The sequence below is a fragment of the Cytobacillus oceanisediminis genome, from assembly GCF_022811925.1.
GTDB lineage: Bacteria > Bacillota > Bacilli > Bacillales > Cytobacillaceae > Cytobacillus > Cytobacillus oceanisediminis_D.
This window is the reverse complement of sequence record NZ_CP065511.1, coordinates 2,634,982-2,652,466: the sequence shown is the minus strand read 5'-3', so window position 1 is coordinate 2,652,466 and position 17,485 is coordinate 2,634,982. Positions and strand designations below refer to the sequence as shown.

Annotated in this window: 19 protein-coding genes; 14 read left to right on the top strand and 5 right to left on the bottom strand. The window is 40.5% G+C overall.

The window, feature by feature from the left end; genetic code table 11:
• Positions 1 to 65 precede the first annotated feature (65 nt).
• Together IRB79_RS13455 and IRB79_RS13450 are read left to right on the top strand one after the other, a co-directional pair.
• Positions 66 to 260: a hypothetical protein gene (locus tag IRB79_RS13455; RefSeq protein WP_113880888.1), complete on the top strand. Its 195-nt coding sequence runs from the start codon at positions 66 to 68 to the stop codon at positions 258 to 260.
• A gap of 21 nt (positions 261 to 281) precedes the next feature.
• Positions 282 to 806, top strand: coding sequence for an HD domain-containing protein (locus IRB79_RS13450; RefSeq protein ID WP_243509095.1), 525 nt, complete (start codon positions 282 to 284; stop codon positions 804 to 806).
• A 344-nt stretch (positions 807 to 1,150) separates the two neighbouring features.
• Here IRB79_RS13450 and IRB79_RS13445 read toward each other — a convergent pair whose 3' ends face one another.
• Entirely contained in the window at positions 1,151 to 1,807 is a 657-nt protein-coding gene (locus tag IRB79_RS13445; protein WP_243509092.1) for an MtnX-like HAD-IB family phosphatase, read from the bottom strand.
• 163 nt (positions 1,808 to 1,970) lie between these two features.
• Between IRB79_RS13445 and IRB79_RS13440 the strand changes: the two genes are divergently transcribed.
• From IRB79_RS13440 to IRB79_RS13420, 5 genes are all read left to right on the top strand, one after another.
• Positions 1,971 to 2,408 carry a peptidylprolyl isomerase gene (locus tag IRB79_RS13440; RefSeq protein WP_009334608.1) on the top strand — a complete coding sequence of 146 codons (438 nt, stop codon included), beginning with the start codon at positions 1,971 to 1,973 and terminating at the stop codon, positions 2,406 to 2,408.
• A 101-nt stretch (positions 2,409 to 2,509) separates the two neighbouring features.
• Positions 2,510 to 3,022, top strand: coding sequence for a mismatch-specific DNA-glycosylase (locus IRB79_RS13435; protein ID WP_243509089.1), 513 nt, complete (start codon positions 2,510 to 2,512; stop codon positions 3,020 to 3,022).
• Positions 3,023 to 3,221: 199 nt separating this feature from the next.
• Complete coding sequence (locus tag IRB79_RS13430; protein ID WP_243509086.1) at positions 3,222 to 4,187, top strand: S8 family peptidase; 966 nt, start codon at positions 3,222 to 3,224, stop codon at positions 4,185 to 4,187.
• A complete protein-coding gene (locus IRB79_RS13425; protein WP_243509082.1) occupies positions 4,184 to 4,993 on the top strand; it encodes an endonuclease I family protein in 810 nt (269 codons plus the stop codon). The genes IRB79_RS13430 and IRB79_RS13425 overlap by 4 nt, the downstream gene beginning before the upstream one ends.
• Before the next feature lie 66 nt (positions 4,994 to 5,059).
• Positions 5,060 to 5,377, top strand: coding sequence for an MGMT family protein (locus tag IRB79_RS13420; RefSeq protein WP_243509077.1), 318 nt, complete (start codon positions 5,060 to 5,062; stop codon positions 5,375 to 5,377).
• 49 nt (positions 5,378 to 5,426) lie between these two features.
• On the opposite strand, the gene IRB79_RS13415 is transcribed toward IRB79_RS13420, so the two are convergent.
• A complete protein-coding gene (locus IRB79_RS13415; RefSeq protein ID WP_009334613.1) occupies positions 5,427 to 5,684 on the bottom strand; it encodes a YpbS family protein in 258 nt (85 codons plus the stop codon).
• 262 nt (positions 5,685 to 5,946) lie between these two features.
• Between IRB79_RS13415 and dacB the strand changes: the two genes are divergently transcribed.
• Positions 5,947 to 7,431 (top strand): D-alanyl-D-alanine carboxypeptidase/D-alanyl-D-alanine endopeptidase, encoded by a 1,485-nt coding sequence (gene dacB, locus IRB79_RS13410; protein ID WP_243509074.1) that lies wholly within the window; start codon positions 5,947 to 5,949, stop codon positions 7,429 to 7,431.
• 198 nt (positions 7,432 to 7,629) lie between these two features.
• On the opposite strand, the gene IRB79_RS13405 is transcribed toward dacB, so the two are convergent.
• A complete protein-coding gene (locus tag IRB79_RS13405; RefSeq protein ID WP_243509071.1) occupies positions 7,630 to 8,163 on the bottom strand; it encodes a YceI family protein in 534 nt (177 codons plus the stop codon).
• Positions 8,164 to 8,370: 207 nt separating this feature from the next.
• Here IRB79_RS13405 and IRB79_RS13400 point away from each other — a divergent pair, with 207 nt between their 5' ends.
• Complete coding sequence (locus tag IRB79_RS13400) at positions 8,371 to 10,947, top strand: DEAD/DEAH box helicase (RefSeq protein WP_243509067.1); 2,577 nt, start codon at positions 8,371 to 8,373, stop codon at positions 10,945 to 10,947.
• Positions 10,948 to 11,000: 53 nt separating this feature from the next.
• Here IRB79_RS13400 and IRB79_RS13395 read toward each other — a convergent pair whose 3' ends face one another.
• Complete coding sequence (locus IRB79_RS13395; RefSeq protein ID WP_243509064.1) at positions 11,001 to 12,134, bottom strand: zinc-dependent alcohol dehydrogenase; 1,134 nt, start codon at positions 12,132 to 12,134, stop codon at positions 11,001 to 11,003.
• A 234-nt stretch (positions 12,135 to 12,368) separates the two neighbouring features.
• Between IRB79_RS13395 and IRB79_RS13390 the strand changes: the two genes are divergently transcribed.
• A complete protein-coding gene (locus IRB79_RS13390) occupies positions 12,369 to 12,830 on the top strand; it encodes an SRPBCC family protein (RefSeq protein ID WP_243509062.1) in 462 nt (153 codons plus the stop codon).
• A 41-nt stretch (positions 12,831 to 12,871) separates the two neighbouring features.
• Here IRB79_RS13390 and IRB79_RS13385 read toward each other — a convergent pair whose 3' ends face one another.
• On the bottom strand, positions 12,872 to 13,396 hold the full coding sequence (locus tag IRB79_RS13385) for a ribonuclease H-like YkuK family protein (protein WP_243509059.1): 525 nt from the start codon (positions 13,394 to 13,396) through the stop codon (positions 12,872 to 12,874).
• A 207-nt stretch (positions 13,397 to 13,603) separates the two neighbouring features.
• Between IRB79_RS13385 and IRB79_RS13380 the strand changes: the two genes are divergently transcribed.
• From IRB79_RS13380 to hypF, 4 genes are all read left to right on the top strand, one after another.
• Positions 13,604 to 14,047 (top strand): YndM family protein, encoded by a 444-nt coding sequence (locus IRB79_RS13380; RefSeq protein ID WP_243509058.1) that lies wholly within the window; start codon positions 13,604 to 13,606, stop codon positions 14,045 to 14,047.
• 141 nt (positions 14,048 to 14,188) lie between these two features.
• On the top strand, positions 14,189 to 14,554 hold the full coding sequence (locus IRB79_RS13375; protein ID WP_243509055.1) for a hydrogenase maturation nickel metallochaperone HypA/HybF: 366 nt from the start codon (positions 14,189 to 14,191) through the stop codon (positions 14,552 to 14,554).
• The gene (gene hypB / locus IRB79_RS13370; RefSeq protein WP_243509052.1) at positions 14,544 to 15,209 is read left to right on the top strand and encodes a hydrogenase nickel incorporation protein HypB; all 666 of its coding nucleotides are present in this window, start codon (positions 14,544 to 14,546) and stop codon (positions 15,207 to 15,209) included. The genes IRB79_RS13375 and hypB overlap by 11 nt, the downstream gene beginning before the upstream one ends.
• Positions 15,187 to 17,484 (top strand): carbamoyltransferase HypF, encoded by a 2,298-nt coding sequence (hypF, locus tag IRB79_RS13365; RefSeq protein ID WP_243509050.1) that lies wholly within the window; start codon positions 15,187 to 15,189, stop codon positions 17,482 to 17,484. Before hypB ends, hypF begins: the two co-directional genes overlap by 23 nt.
• Position 17,485 lies beyond the last annotated feature (1 nt).

Sequence of the window (17,485 nt, the reverse complement as noted above, 5' to 3'; positions counted from 1 at the left end):
AACAAAACGACAGCATTCGCTAGCGAATTGCTAGCTTACAGATATTAATAGCTAGGAGGATTCAAATGAGTGGAGAAACCCGTATTCAGCTTAATGTCCGCATAACAAAAGAGACTTCAAATATGCTCGATGAAATTGTTGATTATTATCAGGAAAACACGAAACTCGGCAGGATTTATAAAGGCGACGTTTTAACCGATATTATTGAAAAATCATATGAAGTAATGAATAAGCAAAAAAAGCTCAATAAGAAATTTTAATCCTGATTGGAGGGGGATTACATGAGAGATGTAAAACTAACCGATATATATCAGCATCGGATCGCACAGAAATATATTACACGCTCCGGCATCGCTCATGCTATTGCAGTTGCCTATCATGCTTTCCAGCTCGCAAAAGAATTCGGAGAGGATGTTGATTCCGCGGCTAAAGCAGGTTTCATGCATGACATCGGCCATTATACCTGGTACAAAAATGGAAAGTGGGATTACGACCTTTACCGGCAGAATGACATTCATGCCATTAAAGGTGCTGAGCGGGCACATAAACTCCTGATCAGACTTGGTGAAAACCCGATTAAAGCAAAAGAAATTGCCTTAGCCATCCTTTTTCACACGGATTCATTTCTGCCTGGCGGTGAGGTTGTAAGAACTCCGCTGCAATCCATAGTTAAATTGGCAGATGAAAAAGATGAAGAACCCGGAGGAGCGCATCATTATCGTGAACTCGATTTTGAGCGGGCTATGAAAAGCCTAGAAATTCTCGATAATAAGATTGATAATTATCTTAAGAAAAAAGAAGAATAACCTAAATTTCTGTCATGTTATGCGCTTCCCCAGGAAATCCGTTACTTATAAACTGCTATTCTTTGAAGGGAAGCGCCTGTTTCACGAAGAAATATAATTCATGGAAATGATCCGATTATCAATATTATTATGTGCAGGGATGGTGTTGCGGCAGTGAGGGCAAGGACTCGAAGACAACAGTCATTTAATGTGGAAGAAATCAAATTTAAATTAACAACTGTATTTCTGCATCTCTCATTTTATGCAGTTATCATATTTATCCTAATTTTATTTTTGGAGTTATTTGGTTAAAGTACATATAAACATTCCAGGGCAAAAAAAGCGGTTTTGCCCTGGAGTGGACATTATTCTTTTGGCAATATGCCTTTGTCCTTTAAATAAGCTTCCACTTCTCTAAATTCTTCTACTGGCACAAAAGATATGTCTTTTTTCCGAAGAAGATCCTGAAGTCCGTTTTTGGCAAAAGTGATGTCAGCATACTCCGCCGGGTGGGAATCCGGTTCACTGTCCCCAATAAAAAACACGGTTTCATATTCCTTCTTTAAGTCCTGAATGACTTTCGATTTATCAATGCCATATCTTTCAGAGTAATGCTGATGATTCTTATCTATATTCATGTGCACATTCTTCTCATGATAATGCCCTTCATTCGAATAAACCTTAACATGTTCTACTCTATGTTTCTTTAATAGGTGATAAATATAATAGTCTGTGCCGGCACTCAAAATATAAAAATCTCCGCCGTTCTGCTGAATCTTTTCGATAAAATCAGGTACATATTCATCTATTTCTATTGAATGAATATCGCTGATAATTTGTTCTTCATCCTGATTGATGGAAGTGAAGACTTTATTCAAAAAGTCGATATCTTTTATCTCTCCAGCCTTCCATTTGGGCATCAGAATGCGCCCCTCCGGAAAATATTTATCCATCATAATCAGATAAAAGTCTCTTTTTGAAATTGTTCCGTCAAAATCTGAGACAAAAGCCCATTTTTTCATTCTATAAACCTCCAATAAGACATTTCTGTTTTTATACTGCTATGCTATCTTAACTTTACCCTTTGTTTTTTATGTTCAATCAGTGAAATAACGTCTTTTAATTTTATTCCTGGAGAGATTAATGGTATTATTAATTTGATTTTTACATAAGGAGATGATTAGTATGGCAGAAAAAGGATACATATTAATGAAAAACGGTGAAAAGGTTGAATTTGAACTATATCCTGAAGCGGCACCAGGGACAGTTGAAAATTTCAAAAAGCTGGCGAACGAAGGCTTTTATAATGGTTTGTCTTTCCATCGTGTAATCCCTGGGTTTGTAAGCCAAGGGGGCTGCCCGAATGGAACAGGAACTGGCGGACCTGGGTATACAATCAAATGTGAAACAGAAGGCAACCCTCATAAGCATGAAGAAGGTTCTCTATCTATGGCACACGCGGGCCGTGATACAGGCGGAAGCCAGTTCTTTATCGTTCATGAGCCTCAGCCTCACCTAAACGGTGTTCACACTGTTTTTGGAAAAGTTACTTCAGGCATTGAAGCAGTCAAAGCGATGAGAAATGGCGATGTTATGGAGAAAGTTGAAATTCTTGAAGGATAAATAGTTCAGCAAAAAGAGCCGAAATGGCTCTTTTTTGTTTTTTCCCCAGCTGATTTTATATAAAATAAACAGTACCTCGCCAATCATGAAAGGATGATTATATGGAGCCTATTAAAGATCATTTAAAAGAAAATCTTGATTTGCTTTTTGTTGGCTTCAATCCGAGCATTCGTTCAGGAGAGACAGGTCATCATTTTGCAAATCCTAATAACCGGTTTTGGAAAATTCTCCATGAATCAGGGTTAACTCCCAGAAGATACAGCGCAGCGGAGGACTATAAATTATTGGATCTGGGATATGGGATGACAAATATTGTTTCCAGGCCAACAAAAGCAGCGGATGAAATAACAAAGGAAGAATATAAAGAAGGCAGAGAAGAACTGATTAAAAAAGTAAGTGAACTTAAACCCCAGGTCATTTGCTTTGTTGGAAAAGGAGTATATCAGGAATACAGCCGCAAAAAGAAGCTGCCATGGGGAGTGCAGGAGGAATCTGTGGTTCCCGGAACGATTGATTTTGTTGCTCCTTCGTCTTCTGGGCTGGTCCGAATGAAATTGGATGAAATCATTCAAATCTATGCGGAGATTCCGAAGCTATTAAAAACTCTCACATAAAACCAGTTTCTTGAATGGTTTGCCGCCTGGTTAGCATAATCCCATTTCATAGGGCAAATAGCACAAATTCTTCCTTTTTCACAAATACTATTCTAGTAATTTCCGCTACCAAAGGTACTGTTAATTAATATTCAGAATTGTTAAAATGGATTCAACAGCAAGAACCAGCTTCAATTTAATCTCTTAAGGAGGGAAAGAAATGGAGCAATATGTTCGTGTTATTCCTTTTAAGGTGATTCGCCAGGAAGAGGAAGTTATGGAAGTTCCAAAAGGCGTGGAATTGATTCAGGCGCCAAATATTTGGAACGAAACAAAAGGAAAAGGAATTAAAATTGCTGTTTTGGACACCGGATGCGACCTAAGCCATCCTGATCTGAAGGATCGAATAACAGGAGGACGGAATTTTACAGACGACGATAACAGCGATCCAAATATTTTCAAAGACTATAATGGCCACGGCACACATGTTGCAGGGACTATCGCTGCGCATGAAAATGATGCTGGTGTCATTGGGGTAGCTCCTGAAGCTGATCTCCTTATTGTGAAGGTCTTAAACAAGGATGGTTCCGGCCAATACGAATGGATCATCAATGGCATTCATTATGCCATCGAACAAAATGCTGATATCATCTCCATGTCACTTGGCGGACCAGCTGATGTACCTGAACTGCATGATGCGATAAAAGCTGCTGTTAAAAAGAATATCCTTGTGGTCTGCGCAGCAGGAAATGAAGGGGATGGGGACGATTCTACCGACGAGTTTGCATATCCCGGCTGCTACAATGAGGTGATTAGTGTGGGTGCTATAAACCTTGAGAGGGATTCTTCCGAATTTACAAACTCACATAATGAAATAGATTTGGTGGCTCCTGGTGAAGAGATATTATCTACCTTTTTGAACGGGAAATACGCAACCTTGAGCGGCACTTCAATGTCAGCACCACACGTTTCAGGTGCGCTGGCCCTAATTAAAGATTTAGCAAACAAGCAATTTGAAAGAAAGCTTTCAGAACCAGAACTTTATGCACAATTAATCAGAAGGACCGTTCCGTTAGGCAATTCGCCTAAACTGGAAGGAAACGGGCTTGTTTATTTAACCGTACCTGAGCATTTAGCCGGGATCTTTGACCAAAAATTTAAATCCATGGTTCATAATGCTATATGATTAAAGTGAACAATATTTCAGCGGCATGGGCAGAGGCTCAGTCAAAGTATATTGAAAGTGTTCAGAATGAACCCTATTACGACGCTCAGAAGGATAACATCAATCTGGAGGATTATTACAGCACCCTTGATTTTGAAAAAGGAGACATCCCAGAACAAATCCATACTCTGCTGGTTAGTACCCATAACAGGCAATTGGATTACTCACCCCACCAATATGTATATCCATGGGTGGATCTGCAGGAAAACCTTAAGCTAAAAAGTTTATATTCCGGGAAAGGGATCGACCCGCTTAAAGCCATTGACCAGGATCTCAAGCTTCTGCAGTCGATTCAGGAAGGCGGCTTCAGCAGCAATAAAAGAGTTATTTTTAATACAGAGCATGTCATTCCGCAATCCTGGTTTGAAGAAAGACAGCCAATGAGAGGGGATCTTCATCATCTTTTTGCCTGTGAACCTGCATGCAACAGTATGAGAAGCAACTTCCCCTACTATGATTTTGAAGCATATGTTCCGGAATTCGAGACAGAGAGTGTCAGGAACGGATGCGGGATGGCTGAACAGGAAAAGTTTGAACCTGAATATGGAAAGGGAATAGCCGCAAGAGCCGTATTCTATTTTGCAGTCAGATATAAAAAAGGAATTAAAATCGAAGAAAAGATGGATATGCAGATTTTGCTGAGATGGCAAGCAGAATATCCCGTGACTGTATATGAGAAGCATAGGAATGCTGCCATTCAAGAACTCCAGGGAAACCGCAACCCATTCATTGATTTTCCGGAACGTGCAAAGGAAATGTTAGGATAATAAGAGAGCCCGCCTGAAACTCAGGCGGGTTTGTTTTATAATATAAGATAAAAAAGGAGCAATCATGTGCAGCCATTTACAGAAAAAGTTATAAAAATCATTAAAAGCATCCCAAGAGGAAAAGTCATGACATACGGACAAATCGCAAGGCTGGCCGGGAGCCCCCGAGGAGCAAGACAGGTGGTCCGGATTCTTCACACCCAAAGTGAAAAGCATCAGCTTCCGTGGCATCGGGTTGTGAATGGGAAAGGGGAAATTGGGTTTAAAGACGGAGATTTGCATGACATGCAGAGAGAACTATTAGAAAATGAGGGGATTCACTTTAATATAAATAAAAGACTTGATTTACAGGAATTTGCCCATGAATCATCACAGCAAATATAAAGAAGCGTGCATTCAATTGGAAGGCACGCTTCTTTATAATCATAAGTACCTATTTTGTCTTTGATGCATATTCCTCAATCATCTCAATTGTTACATACTTTCTTGCAGGTATAATTCCCTGTTTAGAAAGTTCATTGATTTCAGCAGTTACTTCATTTATCTTATCCGCAGAAAATGGAAGTCCTCGCCTGCATAGATCCAATGCTTGCTCAATATAGTATTCTCGCTGCTGTTCCAATGCAGCAAATTTCGTTATAATCTTATTCTGCTTTCCTACATGTTCTGATATTGCTTTATGTACACTCATTCTTTCCACCCCTTATAAAATTCACCTGTTTTTATCATACCATTTTCTAATAGCATTTTAAGAATAAATATTCTTACTTGCATAATATTTATTTTAGAGAAAAATAGGAAATAATAGCCAGTCCTCATAACTTTTATAGCCGAGAATAAAATAGTTAAGTAAATTAAAAATTGATTCTTTTTCCTCATTATGGAAATAAAGGGAACACACCTTTCTAAGAAGAAAAGGTTAAGAAACAAAAATGGAAGGTGGCTTAATACATATGAAAAAGAGTGTAAAAATAAATATCAGTTTATTGCTGGTATTTATGCTGGCACTTGTTCCTTTTGCTCAGCCCGAATCGCCTCATGTCCAGGCAACGGAAGAAGGCAGTGAACTTGTACAGCAGTTAAACCAAATGCTTAATAATGACCCAATTCTTCAGGGAGGACTTGCAGGAGTCAGTATCCGCAATGCAGAAACAGGCGATCTTGTATACGACCATATCGGGGATATACGTTTAAGACCGGCTTCTAATATGAAGCTCCTAACAGCAGCTGCGGCTCTTGAAACTTTGGGAGAAAATTATCAGTTCACAACAGAACTTCTTCACACAGGTTCAATAAAGGGAAAGACACTTCAAGGTGACTTGATCTTGAAGGGAAAAGGAGACCCAACCCTTTTAAAGAAGGATTTTGATTCATTTGCCGTTAAAGTAAAAGAAGCAGGCATCAATGTTATTCATGGCAGCCTGATCGGTGACGACACGTGGTATGATGATGTACGCTATTCAACCGATCTATCATGGAGTGATGAATCATGGTATTATGGCGGACAAGTCTCGGCACTTACTGCCTCCCCAAATGAGGACTATGACGCGGGCACAGTAATTGTAGAGGTTTATCCCGGAGAAAAAGCCGGGCAGGAACCGATTGTAAAAATGGTGCCGGAAACAGATTACATAAAAATCGTCAATAAGGCTAAAACCGTCTCTAAAGACGAAAAGAAGGATATCCATATTGAAAGAGATCACGGAACGAACACAGTTACAATTGAAGGAGAAATTCCAGTTGAAGGCAGCCGTTCAAGGGAATGGATCGCTGTATGGGAGCCTACTGGCTACGCATTGGATCTATTGAAGCGTTCTCTCGCTGAACAAGGCATTAAAATCAAAGGGAAAACAGAAGCAGGCACTGCCCCAGAAGGCGCAAAACTATTTGCTGAGCATAAATCCATGCCTATCAAAGATTTGCTTATACCATTTATGAAATTAAGCAATAATGGCCACGCAGAAACATTAATCAAGGAAATGGGCAAAGTTTCCAAAGGAGAAGGCAGCTGGGAAAAAGGGCTTGAGGTATTAGAAGAACAAGTAGAAGCTTTTGGAATGAATCAGGAAACTCTCGTGATCCGGGACGGTTCCGGAATCTCACATGTAAACTTAATTCCGGCAAATGAAATCTCGAAACTTCTTTTCGAAGTCCAGGACGAAGAATGGTTCAGCTCCTATTTGAACTCATTGCCGATTGCCGCCAATACAGACCGGATGGTGGGAGGAACTCTTAGAAATCGCATGAAAAACTCCAATGCCGCCGGGAATGTCAAAGCAAAAACAGGTTCCATCTCAACAGTCAGTTCATTATCAGGATATGTTAAGACGTCCAGCGGGGAAGAGCTTATCTTTTCTATTATTCTGAATAACTTAACTGATGGCGGTCAAGGTAAGGTTATTGAAGACAAAATTGCCACGTTATTAGCCGATCAATAAACTGAATAGAAAAGCGGAAGGCGCCCGCTTATCGGCTTATAACCTCAAGTCACTAGGAGCCGAAACTAGACATGCTTAGACCCGAGAGCCGATGGCGCCTAGAGCTAGACAGTTATCTAACTTCAGAATTTATACATTCTTATCTATTAAGAAAAGGGCAGGATACCGTTTCGCCGGTATACCTGCCCTTTTTCGGCCTTATTCTGCTTTTGCTGCCTGTATCTGCAGGTCAATTTTCACTTTATCTCCAACAAGGACTCCGCCTGTTTCAAGGGCTGAATTCCAAGTTAAGCCATAGTCGCTTCGCTTGATTGCTCCAGCAGCAGTAAAGCCGACTTTTTCATTGCCCCATGGATCTTTACCTGATCCTTCATATGTCACAGTAAAGGTTTCTGTTTTTGTTGCACCATGAATAGTAAGTTCGCCGGTAACATCATATTCATCATCACCCTTGCTTACAATGTTTGTTGATTTAAAGGTCATTTTAGGATGGTTCTCAACATCAAAGAAGTCCGCAGAACGCAGGTGGTTGTCACGATCTTCATTGCGTGTATCAACACTTGAAAGTGAAACATTGAATGTAATATCAGCAGTTGTTAAATCTGCAGGATCTGCAGATAGTTCTGCATCAAAGCTATTAAAGCTGCCTCTCACGTTTGCGATCATCATATGCTTGATAGAAAAATCCACACTGCTGTGCGCAGGATCAACTGCCCATTTTGTATTAGCCATATTTTTCTCCTCCAATAGTTCGAATTCATTTGTTTTGAATTCAAGATATTTTAATTCTAGATAAATTATATGTCGGTTTAAGTTTTATGTCAATGATATTTTTTCAAAAGATGGTAAAATGAAGACTACTTAAATTATCAATATCATACATAACCTAAGTCATAATGATTACATCACGGTTTGGTGATGTTTAAAGGGGAACGGACCATGAATCAGCTTGAACAGATTTACAATAATGCTGCTGAGCATACAAAAATAAAAATCCTGGAGGATGCCGACCGCTATCTGGGCAGCAAAGAATCGATGCCCTCCTATAAGGAATATCTTTCTGAAAGATTTCATTATATTGATCAAATCTGGGTAAATGTGTGGCTGAATAAAATCACTGCCAAAATATCCAAGCATGAAAAAAAGAAATATTTAAGTGAAAAAGGGTACGACACAGAAAATGTTGACAGGAAAATAATCAATCACCTATTCCGGACTGAAATGAGGGATTATCAGCCTTTTAACAGTTTGGACTGGCTTAATGACATATTTGAAAGCAATAATGAAGCTTGGGCTGAGCGCTATGAGAATGCACGGGCTCATTATCTGCAGAAAGCAGAAGAGGAGCGGCTTCAGCGAAAGAAGTATCGAGTCCGCGAAGATATTGAAAAGAAAATGGATGAAATTATTGAAAAAGATTATAGCCTTCTATATCTTCATGTCAGACATATGGCTTCAAAGCAGCTGGTTTCCGATTTTAGAAACAAGATAAGATATCAAAAAGTGGATACCTTTGCTCTTGAGGAAAAGCTTGAGGAGACAGGAAGCTTTGATGCAGGTGATTATACTGTAATGGGTGAATTCTTTGAGGAGCTGACAGGAAATATTCATAAAGCATTGTATGGGGGCAAGGGCTATTTTGAATATGAAGCCTATTACTATGTCTATAAGAACAATATATCGGGATTTCTGTCCGATTCTCTGCAATCGCTAGTCCTGCAGAACCTTCCGCATCATTTATTCGAGGAATATGAAGACGCTTATCAGAAACCGCTGACCGGTAAGTCGGTGAAGAAGTTAATTGCCCATACTCTTCAGGATCTTGATGAAAGCTTTTTTGAAAGCATTCAGGAGGAATATATTGAAGATCTGCTGAGGCTTGCGGATATCCCCTTTGACCCTGAAGTCCATAAAGATCTGCTCGAGAAGGACATTGCTGACAGGGAGAGAAAAATAGCAGAAGAATTGGCTGAGCAGCAGCGGAAGAAAGAAGAAGAGGAACGCATGCTCGAATATATATTCGGGCAGGAATACAGTCCCTCAGTGGAACGGGCCAAAAGGTATGTACTTCATATTGGTGAAACCAATACAGGGAAAACACATCATGCACTTGAAGGAATGAAATCAGCCAAAAGCGGCATGTATCTGGCACCTTTAAGGCTTTTGGCTCTCGAAGTATATGATAAACTGAACCGCGAAGGTATACCCTGTTCTTTGAAAACCGGTGAAGAGGAGAAGGCAGTTGCCGGTTCTGAGCATCTTTCAAGCACCGTAGAAATGTTCTACGAAAAGGACTATTATGACGTCATTGTTATTGATGAAGCCCAAATGATCACGGATAAAGACAGAGGCTTCTCCTGGTATAAAGCAATTACCAAGGCAAATGCCAATGAAGTCCATATCATTGGCAGCCGCAGCGCTAAAAGCATGATGCTCCAGCTTCTTGGCGAAGCAGATATTGAACTGAATGAATACAGCCGGGATATTCCTCTTGAAGTCGAAGCAAAGGAATTCAAATTCGGTCATGTACGAAAAGGCGATGCACTCATCTGTTTTTCAAGGAAGAGAGTACTTGAAACAGCCTCAAGACTTCAGCAGGAAGGGCACTCAGTAAGCATGATTTATGGAGCGATGCCACCTGAAACCAGAAAAAAACAAGTCCAGCGTTTTATAAAAGGTGAAACTTCCGTCATCGTATCCACTGATGCCATTGGGATGGGACTCAACCTGCCTATCCGGAGAATTGTTTTTTTGGAAAATGATAAGTTTGACGGAACGAAAAGGAGAACCCTTACTTCACAGGAAGTTAAGCAAATTGCAGGAAGGGCAGGGCGAAAAGGGCTTTACAACATTGGGAAAGTTGCTTTTACAAAAGATATCAAAAGAATGAAGGCCTTGCTTGAAATGGAGGATGCCCCGGTCCACAGCTTTGCCATAGCCCCAACAAATACAGTATTTGAAAGATTCCAAAGGTATTACCGCGATCTCGGATCATTCTTTGAGTTTTGGGATAAGTTTGAGAGCCCCAGAGGAACCAAAAAAGCGGCATTAACAGAGGAGAGAGACCTTTATGAAAGGATACGGGGCACAGAAATTGAAGCCAAGCTTGGCCTAATGGACCTGTATGGATTTCTCCATCTGCCATTCTCTAAAAAAGAACATGATCTTGTTCGGCAATGGGAAGAAACCATGTATGCCATTATTGATGGGGAGGAGCTTCCAGAGCCCCGAATCAAGAACCGGAATCTGGAAGAGCTGGAGTTGACTTATAAAGCAATAGGCCTGCATTTGCTGTTCCTGTATCGTCTTGAGCAGAGAACAGAAGCGTTATACTGGGAAAGATTAAGGGAAGAAATCAGCGACCATGTTCACGAAAGACTGAAAACCGATATTAAAGAGCTCTCAAGAAAATGCAGAAAATGTGGCAAAAAACTGCCCTGGGAACACGAATATCAAATCTGTGATGAATGTCATTCTTCACGTTCAAGAAGAAGGTACCATTACTACAGAAGGTAATACCCTCATGCTCATTAAAAAAGCCTGCTGGCAAGACAGCAGGCTTTTACGTATTAGGGCTTTAAAACTACTTTTATGCAATTGTCTTCATGGCTATTGAAAATTCTATAGCCATGACTTGCGTCTTCAAGATTAATTTTATGGGTAATGATGTCTTTCGGATCAAATTCTTCATTGACAATTTTTTCATACAGCATGGGCATGAATGGAATGACAGGAGCCTGTCCCATTTTCAAATTGATGTTTCTGGCGAAGAAGGCACCCAGCGGGAACATGTTATAGTTAGCCCCATAAACACCTGTAAGCTGAACCGTTCCTGTTTTTCCGACCGCTTTAGCTGCAATCTGTATTGGCCCGAGCGTACCGCCTTGAAGCTTTAGCTTTTGTTCAATGAATTCCAGAGGTGACTTTTTGCCATCCATTCCTACACAGTCAATAACAACGTCAGCGCCTCCATGGGTGATTTCCTTTAAATGCTCTCCCATATCAGGATACTTTGTGAATTCAAATACCTCGACCTTATTTGATGCCTTGGCATGATTCATCCGATAATCAAGATAATCCACGGCAATGACACGTTCTGCACCTTCCATCCAGGCAAATTTCTGTGCCATTAATCCAACAGGACCGCAGCCCAGAACAATGACTGTATCGCCTTTTTTAACCCCTGCGTTCACGACGCTCCAATAAGCAGTAGGGAGGACATCAGATAAAAACAGCAGTGATTCATCTTCAAGCTCGCATGATTCGGGTACAAGAAATGGAGTGAAATTGCCAAAGGGGACTCTTAAATATTCCGCCTGGCCTCCTGGATGATTCCCAAATTTTTCAGTATACCCAAAATAGCCTCCTGAATCATAATGCGGATTCGAATTGTCACATTGACTTGTTTGGTCCTGCTTGCAGTATACACACTCTCCGCAGGAAACATTAAAGGGAATGACCACTCTGTCGCCTTTTTTTACTTTGGTTACTTCAGGCCCGACTTCCTCAACAATCCCCATTGGTTCATGTCCAATAATATATCCTTCCGGCAGCGGCATATTCCCCTGATACAGATGCAAATCAGAGCCGCATATTGCTGTGGAAGTAATCCTGACAATAATGTCATCCTTTTTATCCAGCCTCGGGTCATCCTCATTGGTCACAGCTACCCGGTTGGGTCCCTGATAGGTTACTGCCTTCATTTTCAGCACTCCTGTTCCAGTTTTTGTTCTTCAACTAAGAATAAGTTTTGATGAATTTACAACAATACTATAAGTTTCACTTTAATTCTTCTTATTATTCGGCTCATTTAAGTGAAGAGGAATGTTAAAAATTAATTTGGCAACCGGAGATTAATTAATTCATGAATTTTACCCGTCCATTCCGAATAGATATGCATGGAAAACAACTATGAAAGTCTTAAAGGGGCGGTAAAAATGGCAAGCTGCACACATCAGGAGGAAGTAAACATACCGATTGAGGCAATATGGAACTTTGTCAGTGATATTGGAAATTGGGCACCCTTAGTGCCCGGTTATATTGCACATGAGGTACTAAGTGACAGAGAATCAACCTGGAGCTTTAAAAGCGATATGGGGATTATTAAGAAAAAAATTGAATTAAAAGTGGATATAACGAGCTGGCAGGAGCCGACAAAGGTTACGTTTCATTTAACAGGACTTAATGAGAAGTTTACTGGACATGGATATTTTCTTGCAGAAAAAGGAAGGAATAATATAAACATCATGACAGGGTCACTTGAAATATCAGCAGAGGGAATGATGGCTAAAGTGGCAAATTCATTGCTTAATACTGCTCTTCCGGAAATTACTGCTGAACTGACAGAGGCTGTCGCATCAAAGGCCGAACAGGAATATAGGGAACATGCAGGCGTTTAGTTTGCCTCTCAATGAAAAGAACTCATCAACTTGAGTTCTTTTTATTTCGTATATCGATTAGCATAGCTGGAGGCTACGAATGCTTCCGGCTTTATTTTTGGCTCGAGGCCGATTGATTCGATTCTGGAGACCATTTCCTTCACAAATTCCCTCGTTTTATTTCTCTTGCCTGATCCTATGTCCATGTGTCCTTCCATGGAGAAAGAGCCGCCTTTGTAGATGAATGGAAGAACGATATCAAACATTTTATCTTTGTATTCCTCTGTAAACAAAGAGACCACTTCTTCTGTCAGCGAGGTTTCATAGGAAATTCTCTCATGAAGATGCAGCATTTTCCTGGGGATTACTGTTTTTCGAATACATGCCCAGGCACCTTTTCGCTCGTTTTGAATAACAATCCCGGTAATAAAAACTGTGCGATTGCAATGGACCTGTGAATCGGTTCCGATCATCAGTCTGAAATTCCCATCAGGATTTCGCTTCATAAAAAGTAAGATACGGTTGAATACCTGTTCAAAAGTCAAATTCCTTTCCTGAAGATTTTGAAATTTATATTCAGCACTCACCTATTATCACCACATTAAGTATTTTGTCTCGGAGTATCACTCTTCCACAACCTTTAACTTAAAATGTAATCCTTTTTACTACCATTATATTGAGAGGCACTGAACAAGTTGTTTATTTTTTTGAAAAAATTGCTTTTGCCGCGAATGAAAGGAAAATGAATGGGATTCTTCAGATTGATAAAAACTATAGGCAAAGGAGGACCACATATGAATAAAACATTAATTTTTGTACTTAAATTTGTATCAAGCATGATTGCTTTTGCCATAGCACTTGATTTATTTTTCGATGCAACATTTGCCGATATTGTTTCTTTCAGCCTACTGGTAACGGTTATGTCATATATGCTTGGTGATCGGATCATTCTTCCCCGCCTGGGAAACCGGAATGCCCTCATTGCTGACTTTTTCCTGGTTTATGCATCTGTATGGGTTTTTGGGAGTGTATTGCTTAACAGTTACTTGCAAATAGCGTGGGGAAGTGTCATTGCAGCAGGAATTATCACTCTTTCCGAGGTGTTTATCCACCGCTATATATTAAAAACCGCAGCTTCCAATCACCAGAATAACCGCAAGGAAGCCGCCTTGAACCCTCGCCTTGCTTATGGAATGGAAATGGCGGAGGAGAAAGAGCCGACACGGGATTGGGATTGATTAAATATTTAGAGTTAGAAGCCCAATGAAGACCATTCGGTCCGAAATGGGCTTTTTATTTTCAATCAAACCATTCGGTCTTTTCCTGAAAAATTTAGAATATCTATTAATAAACAGTCTCTTTACTGAAGGAGGTTACCAATGCACGAAATGTCTCTAATGGCTGATATTCTTTACATAGTGGAAGCAGATGCCATCGATAGAGGCTTTGTTAAGATTAATCGAATCTCTGTTATTGTCGGGGAACTTTCCAATGTTCTGCCCGATGCATTAGAACTTGCATTTAGTTTCTTTCAAAAACTGGAGGACAACCTGATCAGCGAAAAAACAGAGCTGAAGATTATAAGAGAAGTAGCGAAAGCCAGGTGCAAAGAGTGCGGAAAAGAATTTACCCCCGATTACCGAATTGCCCTTTGTCCACATTGCAATCAAATAAATACTGAGATAATATCCGGTGAATCTTTTCAAGTTGAGTCTTATGAAGGAAGTGAGCGTTTTGAAGATTAAATTGGACGATGATGTTTTGAAAAATAACAATATTGCCGCCAATTTTAATAGAACTTTGTTTAAACAAAAACAAACACTTGTCATCAATCTTATGAGTTCGCCTGGTGCGGGAAAAACCACACTGCTTGAGAAAACCGTAAAAGCGCTGGCAAAGGAATTTAAAATCGCAGTCATAGAGGGTGATCTGGCAACTGAGAGGGATGCAGAAAGGCTTCGTGCTATAGGAGTAAAAACTGTACAAATTAACACAGTTGGCGGCTGCCATCTTGACGCAAGAATGATAGCAAAAACATTATCTGAATTCCAGCTTGAAGAGATTGATATCCTTTTTATTGAGAACATCGGCAACCTGGTCTGTCCCTCAGGCTATGATTTGGGACAAGATTACAAAGCTGTGATTCTCAGTGTACCGGAAGGGAATGATAAAATTCCCAAATACCCCTTGATGTTTCACCGTACCGATTTAACAATTATCAATAAAACAGATTTACTCCCTTACGTACAATTTGATTTAGAAGAAGCGCGGAGGGATTTACACACTATTAATCCTGATGCTGATTTTCTTGCGCTGTCTTCGCAGTCAGCAGAGGGGATGGAGGAATGGATAAATTGGTTAAAGGAAGCTTATGCCAATGCTGTATGCAGTCAGAATTAAAGTAACAGGAAGAGTGCAGGGTGTCGGGTTTCGTCCCTTTATATTTAACCTTTCAAAAAAATACAACATTAATGGAACGGTTCAAAATAATCTGGAAGGAGTCATTATTCATGCAGAAGGCTCCAGGGACTTAATTGCCAGCATGATCGATCACATCCATAGCAGACCTCCTCAACTGGCAAAAATTAGAGAAATCATTGTGGATGAAAATCAGCCATCGTTTTTTAAGGAATTTATAATCGTTCCAAGCAATCGAAGCGGTCATGCTGAGCCATTAATACCGGCAGATGCTGGAATCTGCAATGACTGCTTAAACGACATGCGTGAAGAGGATAACAGGCGGTTTCGTTATCCTTTTACAAACTGCACTCAATGCGGACCGCGGTATTCGATCATTCGGGGGCTTCCTTATGACAGGCCCCAAACTGCCATGGACAAATTTCATATGTGTATATCCTGCCAGGAAGAATATGAAAATCCATCAAATCGCCGCCATCATGCACAGCCGGTGTGCTGCCCTAACTGCGGACCTGAACTAATTCTATATGATTTAAATAAGAAGCCTGTGAAAACAAATCAGAAAGCTATTCAAGAGGCCTCAAGCCTTTTATCGAATGGTAAGATTCTAAGCATTAAGGGGATAGGCGGGTATCATCTTGCCTGCGATGCACACAATGAAAAGGCGATTAATGAAATAAGAATTCGAAAAAACAGGCCACAGCGCCCTATGGCTATCATGGCAAAATCACTTGAAACTGCCAAGAAGTATTGCCAGCTAACAGAAAAAGAAGCGGAAATGCTAAAGAGTCCAGAAATGCCGATCGTTGTTTTAAGAAAAAAAGAGAGCTGCGAACTTCCTGACCTGCTATCCCCAGGGTTATCTACCATCGGTGTCATGCTTCCGTATTCGCCGCTCCATTATCTGCTGTTTGAGAACAGCAATCTGGAATGCATCGTACTGACAAGCTCTAACCCGTCCGGACTGCCGCTTCATTTCAAAGAAGACCCCGGTATTCTTAGTGACTATGTTCTTACTCATAATCGTCCTATTCTTCACCCCGTGGATGACTCTGTTATACAAGTGAATCAGGATGGGGAAATCACTTTTCTCCGGCGTTCTAGGGGTTTTATACCGGATGTTTTTACATCCGCCTTACCGCTCAATCACATCCTGGCTTTAGGAGGCAATCAAAAAAATGCTTTTGCTGCAGGTAAAGGCCACAGCATTTATATGGGGCCGCATATAGGAGATTTGGATAATGAAGAGATGCTTCAGCATTATGAGAATCAAGTGAATCATTATAAAAGCTGGCTAGGATTAAAGGAAGAATTTATTGCAGTTGACTCACATCCATCGTACCTCGTAAATAAATCTGCCAGTCGTTTTAAGGGAACAGTGATTAAAGTTCAGCACCATCACGCTCACCATGTATCATGCATGGCAGACAATAATCTGCATGAACCATGTTTTGGCCTGATTCTTGATGGTACAGGCTACGGGGATGACGGCCATATTTGGGGGTTTGAATTATTATATGGCAGTGCCGCTTCCTATGAACGGCTGGGCCATCTCACATATAGTCCGCTTCCTGGCGGTGAGAAATCTGTAATGGAGCCCTGGAGAAATGCAGCTGGTATGATCGTTCATTTCTGGCCAAGTCATGGAAAAGATTTGGCTATTAAACTGTTTCCTCAAAAAGCCAGGGAAATTAACATAATTGAAAATATGGTGAATAAGAAGATCAATTCACCACTTGCCGGAACGTGCGGGAGGCTTTTCGATGCTGTAAGTGCCATATTAGGAATCTGCCAAACGTCCACTTACGAGGGAGAAGCAGCTATTAAATTATCAGATTATATATACAGACCTCATTCAGCAAACTGCAAACCATATCCGTTTAAGCTTATAAAAAACAAAGGAGAACCATACCAGCTCGACTTCTCGCCGATGATTTATAAAATAATCCAGGAATATTTCGAGTCGGTGCCGCCAGCTGCTATTATTCAAAGATTTCATCAAACAGTGGTATCTGCATCCGTAAACTTAATTTTAAGTAAAGCAGATGAAAGACCTGACTATAACCGGCAGATTGTCTTTTCAGGAGGATCATTTCAAAATTTATTTCTTGCCCAAGAGCTTTCCAGACACCTTCAGGGGAAAGGTTTTTCTGTTTATACGCATAAGAAAGTTCCTTGCCATGATGGCGGATTATCATTAGGGCAATTAATGATTGCAGCCCAACAGACTAAAGCTAAAGAGGAAAAAAGGCGGTGAT

Coding starts and splice junctions, on each gene's coding strand:
- IRB79_RS13455 (WP_113880888.1), top strand. CDS start 66: ATGAGTGGAGAAACCCGTATTCAGCTTAATGTCCGCATAACAAAAGAG.
- IRB79_RS13450 (WP_243509095.1), top strand. CDS start 282: ATGAGAGATGTAAAACTAACCGATATATATCAGCATCGGATCGCACAG.
- IRB79_RS13445 (WP_243509092.1), bottom strand. CDS start 1,807: ATGAAAAAATGGGCTTTTGTCTCAGATTTTGACGGAACAATTTCAAAA.
- IRB79_RS13440 (WP_009334608.1), top strand. CDS start 1,971: ATGGCAGAAAAAGGATACATATTAATGAAAAACGGTGAAAAGGTTGAA.
- IRB79_RS13435 (WP_243509089.1), top strand. CDS start 2,510: ATGGAGCCTATTAAAGATCATTTAAAAGAAAATCTTGATTTGCTTTTT.
- IRB79_RS13430 (WP_243509086.1), top strand. CDS start 3,222: ATGGAGCAATATGTTCGTGTTATTCCTTTTAAGGTGATTCGCCAGGAA.
- IRB79_RS13425 (WP_243509082.1), top strand. CDS start 4,184: ATGATTAAAGTGAACAATATTTCAGCGGCATGGGCAGAGGCTCAGTCA.
- IRB79_RS13415 (WP_009334613.1), bottom strand. CDS start 5,684: ATGAGTGTACATAAAGCAATATCAGAACATGTAGGAAAGCAGAATAAG.
- dacB (WP_243509074.1), top strand. CDS start 5,947: ATGAAAAAGAGTGTAAAAATAAATATCAGTTTATTGCTGGTATTTATG.
- IRB79_RS13405 (WP_243509071.1), bottom strand. CDS start 8,163: ATGGCTAATACAAAATGGGCAGTTGATCCTGCGCACAGCAGTGTGGAT.
- IRB79_RS13400 (WP_243509067.1), top strand. CDS start 8,371: ATGAATCAGCTTGAACAGATTTACAATAATGCTGCTGAGCATACAAAA.
- IRB79_RS13395 (WP_243509064.1), bottom strand. CDS start 12,134: ATGAAGGCAGTAACCTATCAGGGACCCAACCGGGTAGCTGTGACCAAT.
- IRB79_RS13390 (WP_243509062.1), top strand. CDS start 12,369: ATGGCAAGCTGCACACATCAGGAGGAAGTAAACATACCGATTGAGGCA.
- IRB79_RS13380 (WP_243509058.1), top strand. CDS start 13,604: ATGAATAAAACATTAATTTTTGTACTTAAATTTGTATCAAGCATGATT.
- IRB79_RS13375 (WP_243509055.1), top strand. CDS start 14,189: ATGCACGAAATGTCTCTAATGGCTGATATTCTTTACATAGTGGAAGCA.
- hypF (WP_243509050.1), top strand. CDS start 15,187: ATGCTGTATGCAGTCAGAATTAAAGTAACAGGAAGAGTGCAGGGTGTC.